The sequence below is a fragment of the Providencia sp. PROV236 genome, assembly GCF_033676985.1.
Lineage (GTDB): Bacteria > Pseudomonadota > Gammaproteobacteria > Enterobacterales > Enterobacteriaceae > Providencia > Providencia manganoxydans.
This window is the reverse complement of record NZ_CP096297.1, coordinates 618,614-638,920: the sequence shown is the minus strand read 5'-3', so window position 1 is coordinate 638,920 and position 20,307 is coordinate 618,614. Positions and strand designations below refer to the sequence as shown.

Sequence of the window (20,307 nt, the reverse complement as noted above, 5' to 3'; positions counted from 1 at the left end):
ATTCCAGTTTTGTTATTGATTATTTGCATTTCCTTAACATTCTAGTCACACTAAATCCATCTGGTCGTACCAGATGATTAAATCATCATAAGGAGAACGGCATGCTTTATCAAAGTGAAACGATCTATGTTCAATGGTTGAAAACAGGTATTGCAGAACTCGTTTTTAACTCGCCTGGGCCAATAAATAAGTTGGATACTCATACCGTTGCTTCACTTGATGAAGCAGTTTCTGTTCTTGAACAACAATCTGATTTATTAGGAGTTATCTTAAGATCTGATAAACCCGCTTTCATTGTAGGCGCTGATATCAAAGAGTTTTTATCATTATTCGAAGCACCTGCTGAAACGCTAAGTGAGTGGTTAGGTTACGCTAATCATATCTTTAATCGCATTGAGGATTTACCTGTACCTACTCTTAGTGCCATTAATGGCTATGCGCTAGGTGGTGGTTGTGAGTGCATCCTTTCTACTGACCTTCGTATTGCGACACCAGATCTACGGGTAGGCCTACCCGAAACGAAATTAGGGATTATGCCTGGCTTTGGTGGCTCTGTTCGCCTTCCTCGATTAATCGGTTTAGATAGTGCTCTTGAGATTATTACTGCGGGTAAAGATGTAGGTGCCGCTGAAGCATTAAAATTAGGTTTAGTAGATGCGGTCGTTGAAACTGAAAAATTACCACAAGCGGCGCTTGAACTGATTGAATCCGCAATTTCAGGAGCCATTAACTGGCAACAAAGGCGTCAACCTAAGTTACAACCATTGCAGCTTAGCCCTATCGAACAAACAATGAGCTTCAATGTTGCTAAAGGTATGGTTTACAAAGTGGCAGGTAAACACTATCCAGCACCGATGGCTGCGGTTAACACAATTGAAAAAGCCGCAAACTGCGCCAGAGATGAAGCTTTAAAATATGAAACCGCTAGCTTTGTTCCTCTCGCACATAGCGATGTCGCCCGTTCTTTAGTTAGCATTTTTCTTAATGACCAACAAGTTAAAGCGACAAGTAAACAACTTTCTCGCCATGTTGATGCACCTCAGCATGCTGCCGTTCTTGGCGCAGGGATAATGGGTGGTGGGATAGCTTACCAATCCGCAAGTAAAGGCATCCCTGTTCTAATGAAAGACATCAATGAAAAATCGTTAGATTTAGGTATTGATGAAGCCCATAAATTATTAAATGCACAGTTTGAAAGAGGAAAAATAAACGCCTCTAAAATGGCAAAAACCCTTGCCTCTATCCACCCTTCACTTTCATATGCAGGCATTGAAAACGCACAGATTATTGTAGAAGCAGTTGTAGAAAATCCGAAAATTAAAGCGGCGGTCTTATCTGAGGTTGAACCTTTAGTCAGCGCTGAAACTGTATTAGCCTCTAATACATCTACAATTCCTATCACTAAATTAGCCAAGGCACTAAAACGACCTGAAAATTTTTGTGGGATGCACTTCTTTAACCCAGTTCATCGCATGCCATTAGTTGAAATTATTCGTGGCGAGAAAACATCCGATGAGACAATAGCGAAGGTCGTTACCTATGCCAGCAAAATGGGTAAAACACCGATAGTTGTCAATGACTGCCCAGGCTTTTTTGTTAATAGAGTCCTGTTTCCTTACTTTGCAGGTTTCAACTTATTACTCCAAGACGGCGCTGACTTTAAAGAAATCGATAAAGTTATGGAGAAAGAATTCGGATGGCCAATGGGTCCTGCATATCTGCTTGATGTCGTTGGTATTGATACCGCTTTCCATGCTGAACAAGTCATGGCATTAGGTTTCCCTGAACGTATGAGTAAAACACGCAAAAATTCCATTGATGTCATGTTTGAAGAAAAACGCTTTGGTCAGAAAAATGGCAAAGGTTTTTATCAATACGAAAAAGATAAAAAAGGTAAACCAAAGAAAATTGATGCTCCCGAGACAAATGAGCTTTTAGCACCAATCAGTAGTGAGAAAAGGTCATTTACAAAAGAAGAGATCATTGCCCGTATGATGATCCCTATGATTAACGAAGTTGTTCGTTGCTTAGAAGAAGGCATTATTCAAAGCCCTGCTGATGCAGATATTGCTTTAGTTTATGGTCTTGGCTTCCCTCCTTTCCGTGGAGGTGCGTTCCGCTATTTAGATACTCTTGGCACGGCAGCTTACGCTAAAACAGCGGAAGCTTACGCTGATTTAAGTCCCTTGTATCAAATTCCTGCGGGTCTTAAAGAAAAGTCGCAGACCAATGCGAGTTATTATGCACAACCTCCTGTTGTGGCAATCGATATTCAAAAAGTTGCGAGAGGCTAAAAGTATGGAAAATGTCGTTATTATCGATGGAATACGTACACCAATGGGGCGTTCAAAAGGTGGTGTATTTCGCCAAGTCCGAGCGGAAGACCTCTCTGCACATCTGATGAATGCAATTTTTGAACGTAACCCAAATGCCAGTAAAAAAGAATTGGATGACATCATTTGGGGATGTGTGCAACAAACGCTTGAACAAGGGTTTAATGTCGCTAAGAATGCAGCATTACTTACTGATATTCCTCATACTGTACCAGCTGTAACAGTTAACCGCCTATGCGGTTCGTCTATGCAGGCTATTCATGATGCAAGCCGGCTAATCATGACAGGCGATGCCAGTTCGGTCTTAATTGGTGGAGTCGAACATATGGGTCATGTTCCAATGACTCATGGTATTGATTTTAACCCTAAGCTCACGCTACGAGTGGCTAAAGCAGCAGGCGCTATGGGGTTAACTGCTGAAATGCTAGCTAAAATGTATAAAATAAGCCGTGAAGAGCAAGACGCATTTGCACTTCGCTCTCATCAAAGAGCAGCTCAGGCAACCAAAAATGGTTCATTTAAGCATGAAATATCCCCTATTGCTGGGCACGATAGTAGCGGGAACCTGTTTGCTGTCGATTACGATGAAGTTATTCGCTTTGATGCTAGTTTAGAAGGATTAGCATCATTAAGACCCGCTTTTGATCCCGTAAGTGGTACTGTAACCGCAGGTAATTCATCAGCTCTTTCTGATGGCGCATCAGCAATGCTGATCACCAGTGAAAATTATGCGAGAAACAAAGGCATAAAGCCAAGAGCACGGATTCGTTCCATGGCAGTTGTAGGCTGTGATCCGTCCACTATGGGATTCGGGCCAGTTCCTGCAACTGAATTAGCGCTCAAACGGGCGGGGTTATCATTAGCAGATATCGATGTTATTGAGTTAAATGAAGCTTTCGCGGCGCAGTCTATTGCGTGTTTAAAAGGCCTGAAATTGCCAGAAAATCAAATTGATGAAAAAGTGAACCTTAACGGTGGTGCTATCGCACTAGGCCACCCTTTAGGGTGCTCAGGAGCGAGGATCACCACCGCTTTACTGAATCAATTAGAGCAGAAGGATAAACAATTCGGTCTAGCAACTATGTGCATTGGGTTTGGGCAAGGGATAGCAACTATCATCGAGCGCATATAATACCCAATACTCTGAATGGCTCAAGGCGCAACAGAGCTAGCTAACTATAATAGTTAAGCATAGGTAACTAAAATTAATAGATACAGCTAGCGACGTTGCAACTTGATGTATGGAGAGTGTATCCACTATTTGCCGTAGTGTTGTTGTATGTTGTCAACATTCCCGCCTAGTCAGGGGCGGGCTTTTTAGTTTAAGGAGCAGCAGCAAACTTCTAGACTAATGCTCACTTTGCTATGTAATCAATACTAAATAAACTCGTAAGCATCACCAAACAGCTGCTCTGGCTTTGCACCACGCTCAGCGCAAAAACGTTCTCTTGCGATTTTAGCCATCTCAAAACGACCCGCGATATAAATATCATAAGCAGATAAATCACCAAAATCGTCTAAAACAGCACTGAGTACTGTGCCTGAGCGTCCTCTCCAAGAGCCATCAGGCTGCTCAACAATAGGAACGATTTTCAGATTAGCATAGCGTTCACTTAAGGCTTGGAGTTCACCTAAATCATATAGATGCTCTAACTGGCGTCCACCCCAATAGAAAGTGATATCACGGGAAGGATTTTCCATTAAAGCAGCGAGTAATACTGAGTGCGTGTAAGAGAATCCGGTTCCGCCTGCAACTAAGATCATCGGATTTTGGCTATTTTCTCTAAACCATGCTTTGCCATGAGGTATATCAATATCAATACGGCGCTGATCTAAAATCCTATCCATAACAGCCATTGCATAAAGATTAATTTCAGAAGCACCAATGTGAAGCTCAATTGTTTCGTTATTTGCAGGTGTTGAGGCCATAGAGAACGGGCGTTTATCTCGCTCATCCATTATGACCATAAGATATTGACCTGCTTTAAAATGAAAGGGCCCATCTGGCAACAAAATAACCCGATAAACGGTATCAGTGATAGATTCAACAGATGTGACTTTGCAGCTCAAAGTTGCCATGGCTCCCCTCTTATTTTCCAAAAATATTCAATTGTTCCCAAATATCATCTACACGTGACTTCACTGCTTCATCCATCACAATTGGCCGTCCCCATTCCCGATTTGTTTCTCCAGGCCATTTATTCGTTGCATCTAGCCCCATTTTTGAACCTAAACCTGATACTGGTGAAGCAAAATCAAGATAATCTATTGGCGTATTTTCCATCATAACAGTATCACGAGCAGGATCCATGCGTGTTGTTATTGCCCATATCACATCTTTCCAATCTCGAGCATTGATATCATCATCACAAACAATGACAAATTTTGTATACATAAACTGTCGAAGATATGACCAAACCCCCATCATTACCCTTTTGGCATGGCCTGCATATTGTTTTTTCATTGTGACAACAGCTAGGCGATATGAACAACCTTCTGGCGGTAAGTAAAAATCAACGATCTCAGGGAACTGTTTTTGTAAAATTGGCACTAGCACTTCATTTAATGCTTCGCCGAGCACTGCGGGTTCATCAGGCGGGCGCCCTGTATAGGTCGAATGATAAATAGCATCGCGACGTTGAGTTACATGAGTAACAGTAAATACAGGGAAACTATCAATTTCATTATAATAACCAGTATGGTCACCATATGGCCCTTCTGGCGCCAGCTCCCCTTGCTCAATATAGCCTTCAAGAATGATCTCAGCACCAGCCGGTACTTCAAGATCATTAGAAATACATTTCACAACTTCAGTTTTATTGCCACGTAATAAACCAGCAAATGCATATTCAGATAGGGTATCTGGTACAGGCGTCACTGCACCTAAAATAGTTGCAGGATCTGCCCCTAATGCAACTGCAACGGGGAATCGTTCACCTGGGTGCTGTTGGCACCACTCTTGAAAATCAAGCGCCCCACCACGGTGTGAAAGCCAACGCATGATAAGTTTGTTTTTACCCAAAACTTGTTGTCGGTAGATCCCCAAATTTTGGCGTTCTTTGTTTGGCCCTCGAGTGACCGTTAAACCCCAAGTAATTAAAGGAGCTGCATCTTCTGGCCAGCAATGCATGACTGGGATTTTTGTTAAATCGACATCGTCACCCGCCCAAATTTGTTCTTGGCAAGGTGCTGAACTCAGCCTTTTTGCAGGCATATTCAACACTTGCTTAAATTTAGGTAATTTATCAAATAGGTCACGGAACCCTTTCGGAGGATCCGGTTCTTTTAGAAAAGCCAGCAATTTGCCAACATCATGCAATGCTTTAATATCTTCTTGCCCCATTCCCATAGCAACTCGTTTGGTTGTGCCAAATAAGTTACACAGAACAGGCATGTTATAGCCTTTGGGATTTTCAAATAATAAGGCCGGCCCTCCTGCTCTAAGAGTACGATCGGCTATTTCCGTCATTTCGAGGTAAGGATCAACCTCCATCGTAATACGTTTTAATTCGCCTTGCTTTTCTAGCTGGGCAATGAAGTCTCTTAGGTCACGGTATTTCATTGTCATCTTTTACTATTACAGAGGGAGTCTCATTATAAGACGTCCGGCCAAGGTTACAAGTTACCCATAAAAACTATGTATAATCAATATGTTTATTATTTATGACTGATTACTTTATTGGCAATCAAATGGAACCAGCCCTTTTAATGATAAAGTATCAAATTGTTCTGGGAAGGATTGATTATGTTTAAATAATTTAAACCCATCACCTTTACCACTGAAATATTCTAAAGTGTTACCTTTGATTTGTAGGCCACTTCCTTCTCTGAGAGCAACCACTGTCTCATGTGGGTTAATCACACAGAACTCTTGTAATCTTTCGTCGCGTGTTTCTCCCATGTGGCCTGAAATATGAGCATCAATATAGTGAGGGTTAATTTGGAGTGGGAACAAACCCAAAGATGGCATAATAGCCGCATTACTGACAGGCATGTCATTAGTTGTGCGGATACTAGGCGTTGCAACATTACAACCAGCGCTCCAGCCAATATAAGGCACATTACGCTCTCTCACCGCACGCTGAATTGCCACAATCAGACCATTTTCATGTAAACACTTGTTTAACCACCAAGTGTTTCCACCACTGACTAATATACATTCCGCCTGCTCAATCGCTTCTACTGGGCTAGAGAAATGTTCAATGGATGTAACTTTAATACCTAAAGCCTCACTTAATTGCTCAGCTCTTTCATCATGAGAGCCACGTAAAACAGCATAAGGGACAAGCACCGCTGATTTAATATTTTTACGCTCAATCACTTTATGAATACGAGGTAATGCATAGCTCAGCCAAACAGGGTTATTTGGAAGCTTACCATTACTTAATAAAAAAATTTCCATGCACTCTCCTAGATAACGAGTTGTTATATTACAGTTAACAACAATCGATTGTACTTAAGTTAAGATATCTTTATGATTATGAATGATATTCTTACTTAATCGATTAGTCACATTTTTATCCGCTAATTTGTTATGATGAGCATAATTTTGTTGTGCTGGATTAGAAAAATGGAAAAGTGGTATCTGTTATATTGTAAACGCGGCCAAATCGATAGGGCTATGGAGCACCTGAATAGACAAGATGTTATCTGCATGACACCAATGGCAGATATTGAAAAAGTCATTCGAGGAAAACGCACCATAGTCAAGGAGCCTCTATTTCCTAATTATTTATTTGTCAAATTTGATCATAATGCGATCCATACAACCACGATACAATCAACACGTGGGGTTAGCCACTTTGTTCGTTTTGGACAATTACCCGCCATTGTGCCTGATGAGCTTATTGAGTTATTACAGCAAACTGAGCTTTCCCATCTTATTGCCCCAGAAACTCCTATCCATGGTGATAGCGTTCTAATTACTGAAGGGATCTTTGCAGGTATTCAAGCCATATACGACGAACCCAATGGCGAAACACGATCAATCCTCTTACTTAATATCTTGAATAAGAGTGTCACCAAGGTTCTTGATAATACCCAATTCAAAAAACTACCTCAGTAAAAACAAAAAAACCCACAATCATGTGGGTTTTAATCAATTGGCTATATTTTACTGCTCATCGTGCTCTTCTTCGTCATTTTCCGGTTTACGTCGGCCTTTACCAACATAGAAATTGGAAAGAAGAACGCCAAGCTCAAATAGCAAATACATTGGAACTGCAAGTAACGTTTGAGATAGCACGTCTGGTGGCGTCAAAAACATCCCAATAATAAAAGCACCGACTAAAATGTATGGGCGTTTGCGCTTTAATGATTCAGGTGTTGTAACACCAGTCCAACATAATAGAATAATGGCTATAGGCACTTCAAATGCTGCACCAAATGCCATAAATAGCGTCATCACAAAACTCAGATATTTACTAATATCAGGAATAAAATTAACGCTATCAGGAGTAGTTTTGACAAAGAAACCAAATGCTAATGGGAAAACCACAAAATAGGCGAATGCCATTCCCAAATAGAAAAGGAAACTACTAGAAACCAATAAAGGCAGCATCAATCTACGTTCATGTTTATATAACGCAGGCGCGATAAATGCCCAAATTTGATAAAGGATCACAGGTATCGAAAGAAATACCGATACCATCATCGTTAGCTTAATTGGGGTAAAGAATGTGGATGCCACGTCGGTTGCACTCATTTGAGAGCCAACAGGCAGCTTATCAATCAAAGGAGCAGCAACTAGCCGATAAATATCATTTGAAAAGTAAGCCAGAGCAGCAAATACAATTAAAACCGTGATCAAACAGTTTAGTAGCCGCTTCCTTAATTCAATTAGGTGGCTAATAAGTGGTTGAGTATCATTTACAGCCATGTTCTATTTTTCGCTTTCTATCTGATTAGGGTTTTTCTTTGCGTCAACATTGTCTTCTGGACTGCTTTCACCTTTGGTAGATGCAGGCTCCTCAACAACTTCCGCCATTTTGGCTGCATATTCAGGATCAGGATCTGACTCTTGTGTTTGTGAAACTGTTGTTTGCGCATCTTTAACCGCACTGTCATAGTTGTCAGTTAATTCTTTGGCTTTCTGCAATTCACTTTCCACACTATCAGTCGTTGCTTGATAGCCCGATTTTAAAGACTGGGCAGCTTGACGGAGTTCATCCATCGATTGTTTTAGCTCAGGAGAAAGCGTTTCCATACCAGCTTTCTCCTCAACTTTTTTCAACGTCTCTTGCAGTTCTTGTAATTTCAGCTCTTGTGACAATTCATTTTGCACATTAGCAGCTAATGAGCGCATAGCACGGATCCAACCAGCAACAGTTCTTACTGCTACTGGTAGACGCTCAGGGCCCAGTACAACAAGGCCTATAACTGCAACAAGCAGCAGTTCACTGAAACCTATGTCAAACACGGTTTAACCCTGCTCTTTGTTTTTGCTCTCAACTGGACTATCTTTCTTTTCGGTAGCCTGTTGCTCTGTAATATTTTTGGTTGCAAAATCAGCATCTTGTTTCTCTTGCTCTTCTTTTGCAGACTTAGCAGCTTCATCATCATTCATCGCTTTTTTAAAGCCTTTCAATGACTCGCCTAAATCCGAACCCAGAGAACGCAGTTTTTTGGTGCCGAAAATTAAAATAATAAGTAGAGCAATAATGATAAGTTGCCAAGGGCTACCAAAAGCAGCCGTTGCAATAGTTGATTCCATTGTTTATACCTCTGTAAAAGTGGGATCAATAGTTATTAATCCCATTATATACAACCTAGCAGCAATACGGAAATATTCACAGGCTTATAAACTTGTCGCAAAACAAGGTTTACTTAATTTTTCCCTGATTTACACCAGCCAATAACCCATGACAACGCCCCCGCAGACATAAATGCTATCGCCATCCTTATAGAGTCCGAAATAAAGAATAAACTGCCACAAAGGATAAATGTTGCACCAATTCCTAATAGGTATTGCGATTTGCGTTGTTTGCTACGCTGATCCTTCAATTGTTCAGCGAGTTGCTCAATATTTGATTGCAAAAACTTATGTTGACGTAAAGCACCATAAATTAAATCAGGGATTTCAGGCATTTTTTCAGCCCAATAAGGTGCTTTTTCTTTTAACGCTTTGGTAATTGCAGGAAGTCCAACTTGGCTATGTATCCAGTCTTCTAAGAAAGGTTTAGCTGTCTTCCATAAATCCAGTTGTGGGTATAATTGACGACCTAAACCTTCTACGTAAAGTAACGTTTTTTGCAACAATACCAATTGAGGCTGAACTTCCATATTAAATCGACGAGCGGTGTTAAAGAGATTCAGCAACACATGCCCAAACGATATTTCTGCCAGTGGCTTTTCAAAAATAGGCTCACAAACAGTTCTAATCGCAAACTCAAAGTCTTCAACATTAGTATCAGCAGGCACCCAACCTGAATCAACATGCAGCTCAGCAACTTTACGATAGTCACGATTAAAAAAGGCAATAAAGTTTTCCGCAAGATAACGCTTATCTTCTTTATTTAATGACCCGACAATACCACAGTCGATGCCAATATAAAGTGGATCTTCAGGGTGCTCATAACTAACAAAAATATTTCCTGGATGCATATCAGCATGGAAAAAGCTGTCACGAAAAACTTGAGTAAAGAAGACTTTAACGCCCCTTTCTGCCAAGATCTTCATGTTAGTCCCTTGTGCTTTTAGAGCAGTAATATCAGAGACTGGAATACCATAAATACGCTCCATCACCATGACATTTTCACGACAATAATCCGCATATACTTCAGGTATATATAACATTGAGCTATTTTCAAAATTACGCCGTAATTGGATCGCATTCGCTGATTCACGCAAAAGATTTAATTCATCAATTAACGTTTTTTCGTATTCACGAACCACTTCTTTAGGGCGTAAACGACGTCCATCCGGTAATAATGGCACCCAATTAGCGATACGATACATCAATTTCACATCAGCTTTGATAATAGGCAAAATATCAGGGCGAATGACTTTTAAAACGATTTCTTTGCCATTTTCTTTAAGTTTTGCCGTGTGAACCTGAGCAATAGAGGCTGATGCTAATGCTTTTTCATCGAAATCATCAAACCATTGTTCTAATGGTCCGCCGAGCGATTCTTCAATATATTGACGTGCTAATTTACCATCGAAACTAGCGACTTTGTCTTGTAATAGTGAAAGTTGGTCAGCGATAGCCGGTGGGAAGAGATCACGACGAGTAGAGAGCATTTGACCGAACTTAATCCATACAGGGCCAAGCTCCTGTAAAGCCAAACGTAAGCGTTCGCCAAGCTCTTTACCTTGATGCTGATTTTTAATCCAAAAAAAACCAAAACGCCCAATACGCAGTGGTAAGGTTAACTTAATTTTGGGGATTAATTCATCTAAGCCATACGAGAGGAATACCCGAATAATAAAGTAGAGACGTTTTATTTCACCGGGCGTCATTCTTCTCCTCCAACTTGCTCAATCGTTTTTCCAATTCATCAAGTGAATCAGAGACTTGTTCAATTTCATCGCTAAAATAAGCAAGTTCGAGTGGATTTGGAGCCATTTTCCACTCTTCAAGTAGCGTGTCTTTTATATAGGTTTTTTGCTGGGCAACTAGGCGAGAGACAAGACCTGCACCTTTTCTAAACACTTGACTGAGACCTTGAGCTGCTACATCCCCTAAATACGGAGACAAATAATGAGCAGGATCCCAGATGGCCATATCCAGTAATGAAGACCAGTGTTGTACAACCTGCATATCTCCCTCAATAACAATGTCACCACTGTTGATTAATTGAGAAAGTTGCTGCTTATCTTTAAGCTTAATTAGTGTAAATAGCGATGTTTTGATCGTGCAATCCGCAGGTTCATGCCATTGGCTTAATACATCAACATGGTTATCTGTAAAAATCAGCGTCAGCGTTTTATTAAACTCTTTTAAGTCAATAGACATGACTTTACCAGCTAAGCGAACTCGAGCTGGTTTTAAGACCGCCTCTTTGAATAACATGTGATTCAAAGACGTTTCCATAAAGGCGGTCATTAAAGAATATAATACTGTATTTTGGCTTTCTGCCTGTGCTGATGTGGCTTCCATCTTAGAATTTAAACCCTTTATGCAATGCAACGATACCGCCAGTCATATTGGTGTAAGAAACTTGTTCTAATCCTGCGTTCTCCATCATTGACTTAAGTGTCTCTTGGTCAGGATGCATACGGATTGACTCTGCAAGATAACGATAACTATCAGGATCGCCGACAATCGCCTGCCCAATACGAGGAAGAACATGGAATGAATAAGCATCATAAGCTTTATTCAAAGGCTCAATGATAGGCTTAGAGAATTCAAGAACCAGCAAACGCCCACCTGGTTTTAACACTCGATACATAGAACGCAACGCTTTGTCTTTATCAGTCACGTTACGCAAACCAAATGAGATAGTGATGCAATCAAAATAATTATCAGGGAATGGTAATTCTTCAGCATTAGCCTGAACATAGCTTACGTTGCCTACGATACCAAGGTCACGTAATTTTTCACGACCCATTTTTAGCATCGAGTCGTTGATGTCTGCGAGAACAACCTCACCTTTTTCACCGACAAGACGCGAAAATTTTGCCGTTAAGTCACCCGTTCCACCAGCAAGATCAAGTACACGTTGGTTACGACGTACACCACTCGCTTCGATAGTAAAACGTTTCCAGACACGATGAATACCAAAAGACATTAAATCATTCATCAAGTCATATTTTGATGCCACAGAGTGAAAAACATTTGCCACTAGGCCAACTTTATCTTCTTTGCCTACTGTGCGGAAACCAAAATCAATGGTTTCTTTTGATGGTTCTGTCATTTCTATTATGCCTGTTTATAATTCAAAACTTTTGTACGAAGTGTAACAGCCTTTGCAGTAAAACCCTATTAAGAAGTCTAAGATTCCGCACAATATGGCTTATCTGATTTATCCACCAATTGAGGTGAAATAGGTTGCTTAACCTCAACGCCCATTTCTTTAAAGCTTTCAGCTTGGCTGATTAAATTCCCTCGCCCTTCCGCTAAACGTTTCATTGCTGATTGATAAGCATGATCGGCTTTATCAAGGCTGGTTCCTAATAACTGCATATCCTCGACAAACAGACGAAGCTTGTCATACATTTTAGCGGCTTTCGCCGCAATTTCTTGCGCATTTTGCCCTTGTCGCTCATAACGCCATAAATTATTAATCGTTCGTACCGCAACAAGCAAAGTTGATGGGCAAACTAACATGATATTCTGTTTTATTCCTTCATCGAGTAGCTCGGGCGATTCTTTTAAAGCAAGTAAATAAGCAGGTTCAATAGGGATAAACATAAGCACATAATCAAGTGAACGTACGCCCGGTAGCTGATGATAGTCTTTACGGCTCAATATTCGCATATGATTACGAATCGACGCGATGTGATTTTTAATGGCATTTGCTTGCTCATCAGGGTCATCACTGTTGAAATAGTTCTCATAAGCAACTAAAGACATTTTAGCATCAACCACAACGTCTTTCCCTTCGGGTAAACGAATAATCACATCTGGCTGGTAGCGGCTATTATAGCCAGTGTTAATGCTAACTTGGGTTTCAAACTCACTACCTTTACGCAAACCCGACGCTTCTAAGATACGAGCAAGGATGGTCTCCCCCCAATTTCCTTGTATCTTATTATCACCTTTTAACGCGCGGGTTAAGTTGACCGTTTCTTTGGTCATTTGATTGTTTAATTGCTGTAATTGACGAATTTCATAGGCCAGAGTGTGCCGTTCTTTCGCTTCTTCACCAAAACTTTGCTGAACTTGCTGACGAAAACCTTCAAGTTGCTCTCGAAATGGCGACAACATCGCGAGTAAACTTTTCTGCTGCTGCTCTGAAGCACGACGCTCACTTTGCTCAAAAATACGGTTAGCAAGATTTTCAAATTGTGTAGTTAAGCGTTGCTCACTATTTTGTAATAAGCGCTGTTTTTCTTCATTTGCTAATTGGTTTTGTTCGAAACGTGTGGTGATTTCCCGCAGCTCAGCTTCTTGCTCTCGATTGATATCTCTTAATGTTCTTAGTTCTTGATCAAGCCGCTCATACTCATTTTTCCATTCGGAAAGATGGGTGTTTTTTTCGTCACTTGCCGCTAGTTGACGATGAAGTTGTTGCAGATCTTGTTCTTTTTGGCTCAATTTTTGTGCAATAGACAACCAGACAGCCAAGCCGCCGACTAAAATACCACCAAGGGCGCCAATCACCCCATATAAAAGAGAGGTATCCACAGTTAAATCCTTACATTATGAGATCCAATGTAAAGTAATCGGATACTGTATATCTGTCCAGAAGTAATTTACATCACAAAAAAACTGCGAACGTCTTCGCAACTTATCCCATCCATTGTGCTAACCAACGCAATCCAAATGCCCCAGGAGCGAGTATGCCAAACGCCCAAATCATGGCTGAAACAATATTTGCGGCTTGGAAATAGCGTTTAGGCATTTTACAGATACCAGCAACCAGAGGAACAACTGCTCTAAATGGCCCAAAGAAGCGCCCTAAAAATACGCTCCATACCCCCCAACGATTAAAGAAGTGTTGACCACGGTCGATCATTTGAGGTTTACGAGAAATAGGCCACATCTTGCGAACATTGTCTTTATAATGGAAGCCAAACCAGTATGAGAGCCAGTCGCCAAAAAATGCCCCTAAGGTTGCAGCCAACCAAACTGGCCAAAATAAAATACCACTTTCACCGATTAGCGCACCAAGCCCTAATAGAATAACTGTTGCAGGAAGCAGCAAAGAGAGAAAAGCTAAAGACTCACCAAAAGCGAGGAAGAAAATGATTGGCAGTGCCCATATTTCATGAGCACGAGTAAAATCAGTGACCACCGCGACAATTTCATTCAATGTCATACGCTTTCCTCCTTAACAATTGATTGGCTTAATACTTTAACTCATATGAAATAAACCAATCCTATACTAATTACTCGAGGAAATAACTCTGTAATTGTTCTCTTCCAGTATTATCCAAACCTAAGTCAACCTTTAACCACTGATCGATACTACCATAATGGCTATTGATACTATTTATCGCTGTCATGAGAAACTCTTCACGCACGGAATAAACATATTCAAACTTTTTCAACACACTTTCACTCATTCTCTGTGCATGCTCTTTTAATAAGTATTCACGAAATGGGGCTAAGGTTTCATTGGTCAGTAAATAGTCATCCATCACAGTATTTAGATCGGCACCAAGCGCGAAAAGAACCAATGCAGAGCCAACACCCGTTCTATCTTTGCCCACGGCGCAATGCTGAACAATTCCCCCTTTTTCAGGATGTTTTAGCATATCAACTAATTGGTGATAAGCAGGGTTATTTAAAGGCAGTAGTTCATACAAACGCCCCATGAAAACTTTTGGATCAAATTGTTCCAACATTTCTGGCGTGAGTTTATCTAAATCAGCACTGACTTCATCAGCCATAGGGTTCGCGGGGGCATTAACATAATGAGCGCCATCCCAGATCAAATCTGGTTTGGATTTGATTTCTGCCACATCACGATAATCCAATATTTGATAGAGATTTTGTGCTTGTAGAATAGCGAGATCGCTTTCAGTTAGGCGGTCAAGTGCCCCTGAACGGAAGAGGATCCCCGCTTTAATTTTGTTACCATTCGCCAGTTTTTTTCCGCCAAGATCACGAAAGTTAATTCCACCTTTCAAAGGTAATACTGAAGGGTGTAAGTAAGGTGTGTTTGTCATAATTATCAGTACCTATAATATTGATTGCTATGAAAACCATAACAGATTATGGCTTAAATAAAATAGGAAAAAATACCTGCATTTCAGCAGGTATCAACAAAATGACTTACACAAAGAAAATCAAAGAAAGAGAGAGGAATAATTAAGCCCGCCTACGTTTTATCCACAACCGAGTGAAAGTAACGCAAACGAGCCAGTAATAAGGGACTACAGTAGTCGACGAGCCGCTTCAACTACAATGCTAAGAACATTACCTTCGGTTTTTTTCAAAAGTGCTTCGTCTGGAATTTCTTGTTGTGTGCGGTTAACGATTACACCCGCAACCATACCTGCGCGTAGGCCTTGGCTAGAGCACATGGTGAGCAATGTTGCTGATTCCATTTCATAGTTCATCACGCCCATATCTTGCCACTCTTTCATCGAGCCTCTGAAATGGCGCATAACGCGACCGGTATAGGTATCATAGCGCTCTTGACCTGGGTAGAAAGTATCTGATGATGCCGTCACACCTACATGCACTGTTGCGCCAGCCTCTTTGGCCGCATCGTAAAGGGCATTCGTACAAGTAAAGTCAGCAACTGCTGGGTATTCTAGCGGAGCAAAGTGCTGGCTAGCGCCATCTAAACGCACTGCCGCAGTTGTCACTAATACATCACCGACATTGATATTTTCTTGGATAGCACCGGTGGTACCAATACGTAAGAAAGTACGGATCCCTAATTGTGCCAACTCTTCCACAGCAATAGAGGTTGAAGGACCACCAATACCGGTTGAGCACACAATCACCGCTTTACCATCAAGCTCACCACGCCAAGAGGTAAACTCACGCAAAGAAGCTAGATGTACTGGGTTATCCATCAGGCGTGCAATTTTTTCTACACGTTTAGGATCACCGGGAACAATAGCAACAGTAGCACCCTGTAGGTCACTCTTTTTCAAGCCTAAGTGGAATACATCAGACATATCAAACTCCTTTACACAATGGCATCATTGAATTTATACGTTATAAGTAATATAGCGGTAAACCCTAAACCATTTAGTGACTTTGGTCACTTTTAATGAAAAACAAAACAATAACGTTTCACCAAAAAGAGATTTAGATCACAATAAATGTTAATCCTCATTCAATTATGCAATCAGTATAGACGATATGAAAAAAACTAATAAAAAAGCACCATTCAAACTACGAATGGTGCTTTTGATTATTGGCAAAATAAAAGATAGCTAACTATCAGAGAACTACATCAAGGATCAGAACGCCCACCAGACCGATTGCCCACGCTATCGTTGTTGGGATAGACCAGACCATCATCTGTTGTTTAACGTCCTTAATACCCATCATTCTATTCACAACCCAGTAAAGGCTGTCATTAAAATAACCAAAGAACAGTGACCCCATTGTGGCAGCTTGCGCAGCAACCAGTAGGTTAATGTCTGGAATTTGGCTAATAATTGGCGCTGAAATAGAAGCCGCAGTGATCATCGCTACCGTGCCTGAACCTTGAATTAAGCGAACTAAGGTCGCAATAATAAACGGGATCAGCACTGGAGTGATTGGCAAACTCGCTACATGCTCTGCTAAAATATTCCCTGTACCGCTGTCGCGTAATACTGCACCTAATGCACCACCAGCACCTGTTACCAGCAAGATGATCCCCGCTGATTGCAAGCCTTCTTCCATACGGTCGATGACTTCTTCTTTCGTTGCTGTTGGCATCAATGTATACACTGCAATTAACACACTAATTGAAAGTGCAATAATCGGAGCACCAAGGAATTCAAACGTTTGGAAATACCAGTTACTTTCCATTCCTTGGAAGGTTGCTGTTTTCAGTAATAAACCATTCACTGCATTAATAAAAATCAGCAGGATTGGTGTAACAATAGGTAGTACGGATAAGAATAAGCTTGGCAATGGTTTGTTCGCTTTCTCTTCCATATAGCGATCATGAATTTCTTTCAGATCAGCATTGCCACTTTCATCTGGCATGAATTCAGGGTATTTAACCGCTAACCACTTCGCATACAATACGATACCAATCACACAAGGGAGTGCGAGTGTCATACCCGTTAAGATCATTGCACCAATATCAACGCCGAAAATCCCTGCAACGCCCAGAGGCCCCGGTGTTGGCGGAACAGTATGGTGAGTAACGACCAGACCACCCGCGAGTGCAACCCCTAAGGTTAATAGGTTACGTTTACCGTTTTTTGCCAGTGCTTTCGCCAATGGATAGAGAATAACGAAAGCCGAATCAACGAAAATGGGAATACTCACGATATAACCGGTGATCGCCAGCGCCCATTCTTCACGTTTTTTACCTAACCAACGGATAAAGCTATATGCTATCTGTTCAGCGGCACCCGAGACTTCCAGTACCCTTCCCATCATGACCCCTAGGCCGATAACAATACCGATACTGCCAAGTGTAGTACCAAACCCTTTTGTAATAACAGTGACGGTTTCTGCTGCGGTCAATCCACCTGAAATACCGGCAATTGCTGCTGCAATCAACATGGCAAGTAACGCATGAATACGCGTTCGTAATACCAAGAAAATCAGGACAAATATGGCCACCGCGAGGCCAATAATAGGAATATAGGACATCGCTTATCCCCTATTGCTGTGAGCCATGGTGAGTGATGAATGAACGAATGGCATCCGCAAACGAACCATCAGCACGGAAACCCAGACCTAATGCACGGCTAATATCAAATTTACCCGGCCAGCTGGCAACAATACGATTGATCGCTTCGTCTGGTTCAAAGCGGATCAGATCAACCGCTTTCTGACCTGCAACATCGCGTAGTGCGTCGATCATGCCTTGAACAGTAACAGTGATCCCCGGTAAATTAACGGTGCGAGATAAACCAAATTTTTCAGCCGGAATGCTTGCTGCATGAATAAAGTTATTCACTACTGTTTCTGGGCTAGATAACCACAGTGCTAAATCAGGGGAGACAGGGCACACGCTTTCGATGCCATTGAGTGGCTCACGAATAATTCCACTAGCAAATGAAGAAGCCGCCTTATTAGGCACGCCTGGACGGATACTGATAGTTGGTAAACGCATCACTCGACCATCCACAAAACCTTTACGTGAGTAGTCGTTTACCATCAGTTCACACATTGCTTTCTGTGCACCATAAGAGGATTGTGGATTGACTACACACAGATCTGTGATCACATCAGGCAATTCACCACCAAATACCGCTAATGAACTGGTGAAAATAAATTTGATAGCCGGATTTTTCTCACGTGCCACTTCAAGTAGTTGACGTGTTGCTTCAAAGTTCACTTTCATGCCTAAGTCAAAGTCACTTTCAGCATGGCTACTCACGATTGCAGCAAGGTGATAAATAATATCGGTTTGTGCATCAATCAGTTTATCTGCCGCGCCTGCTTGAGTGAGATCCGCCGCCACACAGGTCACTCGCGCATCTTCAACCGGTGATGTAGGACATTGAATATCAGCTAAAACAAGTTGATCAAATTGCAAACCCTGGCTGTTTTTAAGTAAAGCAGCGGCTAGCTGCTGACCTAAGAAGCCAGCGCCACCAGTGATGATAACTTTCATTGTTATTCTCCTTGAAATAGCTTTTTGTAGCTATTTATCATTAGGTAAGATGATTTATGTTTTTATTAAATGAAGTTTTATGTTCTGTTCTGTTATCTGCTGCACGGCATCAGCTGGTAGATGATCATCACAAATGATGTCGTGCAATTGATTAAGCGGGCAAACACGGAACATGCCATATTTACCAAATTTGCTGCTATCCGAAACCAATACGCAGCGCCGAGCGACATCCAACAATGTTTGCTTTATTTGCACTTTCTCTTCATGTGGAGTTGAAACTCCATGCAATAAATCCCAAGAGCTAGTACTCATAAATGCCACATCAACATTTAAGGTTTGCAGCATCATTGATGCGGTATTCCCCACACAAGAATGGTTACGTTTATCCACTTGCCCTCCTGTGTGGTACAAATTGAGCTGAGATTTATCCATTAAATACTGCATAATGGAGAAATCATTGGTCACAATTGTTAAGTTAAAACGCTCACCTAACACACGTGCTATCTCAAATGTTGTGGTACCTGCATCGAGGTAAACAACTTGTCCATCCTCAACCAATGATGAGGCAAATTGGCCTATTTCACGTTTGCTGCGATGGTGTAAACGCGCTTTTTCACTCCAAGGTAGCTCTTGGCGTAATGCATCGTTTAATCGTACTCCCCCACTTATCGCAACCACTTTCCCTTCTTCTTCTAACGTGCGAATGTCACGTCTTACCGTCATATGCGATACATTCATCAGTTCTACTAAGTCACTGATAGATACTGTTTGGTATTCATGAACGTAACGATAAATAAAATCACGGCGCTCTGAAGGGATCATAGACTCTCCTGTTTACGGTTGTGCTTTCTTTAACCAGCCCAAACCATCTTCTGTACGACCCGCAGGGTGGTATTCACAACCGAGCCAACCTTGATATCCCATCTGATCTAATTGATTAAAAATCCATGGGTAATTGACTTCACCGCTATCAGGTTCGTGGCGATATGGTACTGAAGCTATCTGAATATGACTAAATTTACCCCATAAACGCTCAATTGTTTTCAATAAATCACCTTCCATGATTTGGCAGTGATAGAGATCTAATTGAATAAACACATTTTCACGATTAATTTCAGGTAATAAAGCTTCAGCTTGTTTCTGCGTGGTCAGAAAGTAGCCGGGCATATCTCGCGTATTGATCGGTTCAATCAATACACGAATTCCGTGCTCAGCCATCACATCTGCCGCCTGTTGAATATTTTTAATAAAACAGGCGCGCTGCTCTTCTAGTGTAAATTTTGCATCTAGCTTACCGGCCATCGCATGTACTTGTTTACAGCCGAGAGCTTTGGCATATTTCAGTGCCGTTTGCACGCCTTCTGCAAATTCATTTTCACGTCCTGGGATAGATGCCATGCCGCGTTCACCGGCAGCCCAATCACCCGCAGGCATATTAAATAACACTTGAGTTAAGCCGTTCTTTTTTAGCTGTTCTGCAATAGCTTCAGGTTGTTCTTCATAAGGGAAAAGATACTCAACCCCTGAAAATCCAGCCTGTGCCGCTCTCTCGAAACGCTGAATAAAAGGAACTTCGTTAAACATCATGCTGAGGTTTGCTGCAAATTTCGCCATTTTTA

The 20,307-nt window shown here is 41.4% G+C and carries 20 protein-coding genes; 3 read left to right on the top strand and 17 right to left on the bottom strand.

Annotation, left to right across the window (positions count from 1 at the left end; translation table 11 throughout):
* Nucleotides 1-101 precede the first annotated feature (101 nt).
* Complete coding sequence (gene fadB / locus M1E96_RS02705; RefSeq protein ID WP_369427359.1) at nt 102-2,294, top strand: fatty acid oxidation complex subunit alpha FadB; 2,193 nt, start codon at nt 102-104, stop codon at nt 2,292-2,294.
* Nucleotides 2,295-2,298: 4 nt separating this feature from the next.
* Nucleotides 2,299-3,465 (top strand): acetyl-CoA C-acyltransferase FadA, encoded by a 1,167-nt coding sequence (gene fadA, locus M1E96_RS02700; RefSeq protein WP_070927642.1) that lies wholly within the window; start codon nt 2,299-2,301, stop codon nt 3,463-3,465.
* A 245-nt stretch (nt 3,466-3,710) separates the two neighbouring features.
* Here the strand turns inward: fadA and fre are convergent, their stop codons facing one another.
* The 3 genes from fre to pepE all read right to left on the bottom strand — a co-directional run bounded on the left by fre (nt 3,711) and on the right by pepE (nt 6,735).
* A complete protein-coding gene (gene fre, locus M1E96_RS02695; protein WP_070927640.1) occupies nt 3,711-4,412 on the bottom strand; it encodes an NAD(P)H-flavin reductase in 702 nt (233 codons plus the stop codon).
* 10 nt (nt 4,413-4,422) lie between these two features.
* Nucleotides 4,423-5,895: a 4-hydroxy-3-polyprenylbenzoate decarboxylase gene (ubiD, locus tag M1E96_RS02690; protein WP_140179052.1), complete on the bottom strand. Its 1,473-nt coding sequence runs from the start codon at nt 5,893-5,895 to the stop codon at nt 4,423-4,425.
* A 114-nt stretch (nt 5,896-6,009) separates the two neighbouring features.
* Nucleotides 6,010-6,735, bottom strand: a complete 726-nt coding sequence (gene pepE, locus M1E96_RS02685; RefSeq protein WP_070927638.1) for a dipeptidase PepE — start codon at nt 6,733-6,735, stop codon at nt 6,010-6,012.
* Nucleotides 6,736-6,903: 168 nt separating this feature from the next.
* Between pepE and rfaH the strand changes: the two genes are divergently transcribed.
* Entirely contained in the window at nt 6,904-7,398 is a 495-nt protein-coding gene (rfaH, locus tag M1E96_RS02680; RefSeq protein WP_070927636.1) for a transcription/translation regulatory transformer protein RfaH, read from the top strand.
* A gap of 48 nt (nt 7,399-7,446) precedes the next feature.
* On the opposite strand, the gene tatC is transcribed toward rfaH, so the two are convergent.
* From tatC to otnI, 14 genes are all read right to left on the bottom strand, one after another.
* Complete coding sequence (tatC, locus tag M1E96_RS02675) at nt 7,447-8,211, bottom strand: Sec-independent protein translocase subunit TatC (protein ID WP_070927634.1); 765 nt, start codon at nt 8,209-8,211, stop codon at nt 7,447-7,449.
* Between the two features lie 3 nt (nt 8,212-8,214).
* On the bottom strand, nt 8,215-8,751 hold the full coding sequence (gene tatB, locus M1E96_RS02670; RefSeq protein WP_140179046.1) for a Sec-independent protein translocase protein TatB: 537 nt from the start codon (nt 8,749-8,751) through the stop codon (nt 8,215-8,217).
* A gap of 3 nt (nt 8,752-8,754) precedes the next feature.
* A complete protein-coding gene (gene tatA / locus M1E96_RS02665; RefSeq protein ID WP_272581081.1) occupies nt 8,755-9,045 on the bottom strand; it encodes a twin-arginine translocase TatA/TatE family subunit in 291 nt (96 codons plus the stop codon).
* Between the two features lie 113 nt (nt 9,046-9,158).
* Nucleotides 9,159-10,793 carry a ubiquinone biosynthesis regulatory protein kinase UbiB gene (gene ubiB / locus M1E96_RS02660; RefSeq protein WP_070927628.1) on the bottom strand — a complete coding sequence of 545 codons (1,635 nt, stop codon included), beginning with the start codon at nt 10,791-10,793 and terminating at the stop codon, nt 9,159-9,161.
* Nucleotides 10,780-11,433, bottom strand: coding sequence for an SCP2 domain-containing protein (locus M1E96_RS02655; RefSeq protein ID WP_070927626.1), 654 nt, complete (start codon nt 11,431-11,433; stop codon nt 10,780-10,782). Before M1E96_RS02655 ends, ubiB begins: the two co-directional genes overlap by 14 nt.
* Before the next feature lies 1 nt (nt 11,434).
* The gene (gene ubiE / locus M1E96_RS02650) at nt 11,435-12,190 is read right to left on the bottom strand and encodes a bifunctional demethylmenaquinone methyltransferase/2-methoxy-6-polyprenyl-1,4-benzoquinol methylase UbiE (RefSeq protein ID WP_272581082.1); all 756 of its coding nucleotides are present in this window, start codon (nt 12,188-12,190) and stop codon (nt 11,435-11,437) included.
* Nucleotides 12,191-12,267: 77 nt separating this feature from the next.
* Nucleotides 12,268-13,623 carry a DNA recombination protein RmuC gene (rmuC, locus tag M1E96_RS02645; protein WP_319068404.1) on the bottom strand — a complete coding sequence of 452 codons (1,356 nt, stop codon included), beginning with the start codon at nt 13,621-13,623 and terminating at the stop codon, nt 12,268-12,270.
* A gap of 103 nt (nt 13,624-13,726) precedes the next feature.
* The gene (locus M1E96_RS02640) at nt 13,727-14,257 is read right to left on the bottom strand and encodes a DedA family protein (protein WP_070927618.1); all 531 of its coding nucleotides are present in this window, start codon (nt 14,255-14,257) and stop codon (nt 13,727-13,729) included.
* Between the two features lie 70 nt (nt 14,258-14,327).
* Complete coding sequence (locus tag M1E96_RS02635) at nt 14,328-15,110, bottom strand: tyrosine-protein phosphatase (protein WP_369427358.1); 783 nt, start codon at nt 15,108-15,110, stop codon at nt 14,328-14,330.
* A gap of 207 nt (nt 15,111-15,317) precedes the next feature.
* Complete coding sequence (gene udp / locus M1E96_RS02630) at nt 15,318-16,073, bottom strand: uridine phosphorylase (RefSeq protein WP_070927613.1); 756 nt, start codon at nt 16,071-16,073, stop codon at nt 15,318-15,320.
* Nucleotides 16,074-16,341: 268 nt separating this feature from the next.
* Nucleotides 16,342-17,718 carry a GntP family permease gene (locus M1E96_RS02625; protein ID WP_272581085.1) on the bottom strand — a complete coding sequence of 459 codons (1,377 nt, stop codon included), beginning with the start codon at nt 17,716-17,718 and terminating at the stop codon, nt 16,342-16,344.
* Nucleotides 17,719-17,728: 10 nt separating this feature from the next.
* Nucleotides 17,729-18,688, bottom strand: a complete 960-nt coding sequence (denD, locus tag M1E96_RS02620) for a D-erythronate dehydrogenase (RefSeq protein WP_070927609.1) — start codon at nt 18,686-18,688, stop codon at nt 17,729-17,731.
* A gap of 54 nt (nt 18,689-18,742) precedes the next feature.
* The gene (locus M1E96_RS02615) at nt 18,743-19,510 is read right to left on the bottom strand and encodes a DeoR/GlpR family DNA-binding transcription regulator (RefSeq protein WP_070927607.1); all 768 of its coding nucleotides are present in this window, start codon (nt 19,508-19,510) and stop codon (nt 18,743-18,745) included.
* A gap of 12 nt (nt 19,511-19,522) precedes the next feature.
* Nucleotides 19,523-20,302 carry a 2-oxo-tetronate isomerase gene (gene otnI / locus M1E96_RS02610; RefSeq protein ID WP_070927605.1) on the bottom strand — a complete coding sequence of 260 codons (780 nt, stop codon included), beginning with the start codon at nt 20,300-20,302 and terminating at the stop codon, nt 19,523-19,525.
* Between the last annotated feature and the right edge of the window lie 5 nt (nt 20,303-20,307).

Excerpts from the sequence above, each read along its gene's own strand:
- denD (WP_070927609.1), bottom strand. The coding sequence starts at position 18,688 with ATGAAAGTTATCATCACTGGTGGCGCTGGCTTCTTAGGTCAGCAGCTA.
- M1E96_RS02635 (WP_369427358.1), bottom strand. The coding sequence starts at position 15,110 with ATGACAAACACACCTTACTTACACCCTTCAGTATTACCTTTGAAAGGT.
- tatA (WP_272581081.1), bottom strand. The coding sequence starts at position 9,045 with ATGGAATCAACTATTGCAACGGCTGCTTTTGGTAGCCCTTGGCAACTT.
- M1E96_RS02655 (WP_070927626.1), bottom strand. The coding sequence starts at position 11,433 with ATGGAAGCCACATCAGCACAGGCAGAAAGCCAAAATACAGTATTATAT.
- fadA (WP_070927642.1), top strand. The coding sequence starts at position 2,299 with ATGGAAAATGTCGTTATTATCGATGGAATACGTACACCAATGGGGCGT.
- ubiE (WP_272581082.1), bottom strand. The coding sequence starts at position 12,190 with ATGACAGAACCATCAAAAGAAACCATTGATTTTGGTTTCCGCACAGTA.
- fre (WP_070927640.1), bottom strand. The coding sequence starts at position 4,412 with ATGGCAACTTTGAGCTGCAAAGTCACATCTGTTGAATCTATCACTGAT.
- M1E96_RS02640 (WP_070927618.1), bottom strand. The coding sequence starts at position 14,257 with ATGACATTGAATGAAATTGTCGCGGTGGTCACTGATTTTACTCGTGCT.
- M1E96_RS02625 (WP_272581085.1), bottom strand. The coding sequence starts at position 17,718 with ATGTCCTATATTCCTATTATTGGCCTCGCGGTGGCCATATTTGTCCTG.
- tatC (WP_070927634.1), bottom strand. The coding sequence starts at position 8,211 with ATGGCTGTAAATGATACTCAACCACTTATTAGCCACCTAATTGAATTA.
- pepE (WP_070927638.1), bottom strand. The coding sequence starts at position 6,735 with ATGGAAATTTTTTTATTAAGTAATGGTAAGCTTCCAAATAACCCTGTT.
- ubiD (WP_140179052.1), bottom strand. The coding sequence starts at position 5,895 with ATGAAATACCGTGACCTAAGAGACTTCATTGCCCAGCTAGAAAAGCAA.
- rfaH (WP_070927636.1), top strand. The coding sequence starts at position 6,904 with ATGGAAAAGTGGTATCTGTTATATTGTAAACGCGGCCAAATCGATAGG.
- M1E96_RS02615 (WP_070927607.1), bottom strand. The coding sequence starts at position 19,510 with ATGATCCCTTCAGAGCGCCGTGATTTTATTTATCGTTACGTTCATGAA.
- otnI (WP_070927605.1), bottom strand. The coding sequence starts at position 20,302 with ATGGCGAAATTTGCAGCAAACCTCAGCATGATGTTTAACGAAGTTCCT.
- ubiB (WP_070927628.1), bottom strand. The coding sequence starts at position 10,793 with ATGACGCCCGGTGAAATAAAACGTCTCTACTTTATTATTCGGGTATTC.
- fadB (WP_369427359.1), top strand. The coding sequence starts at position 102 with ATGCTTTATCAAAGTGAAACGATCTATGTTCAATGGTTGAAAACAGGT.
- udp (WP_070927613.1), bottom strand. The coding sequence starts at position 16,073 with ATGTCTGATGTATTCCACTTAGGCTTGAAAAAGAGTGACCTACAGGGT.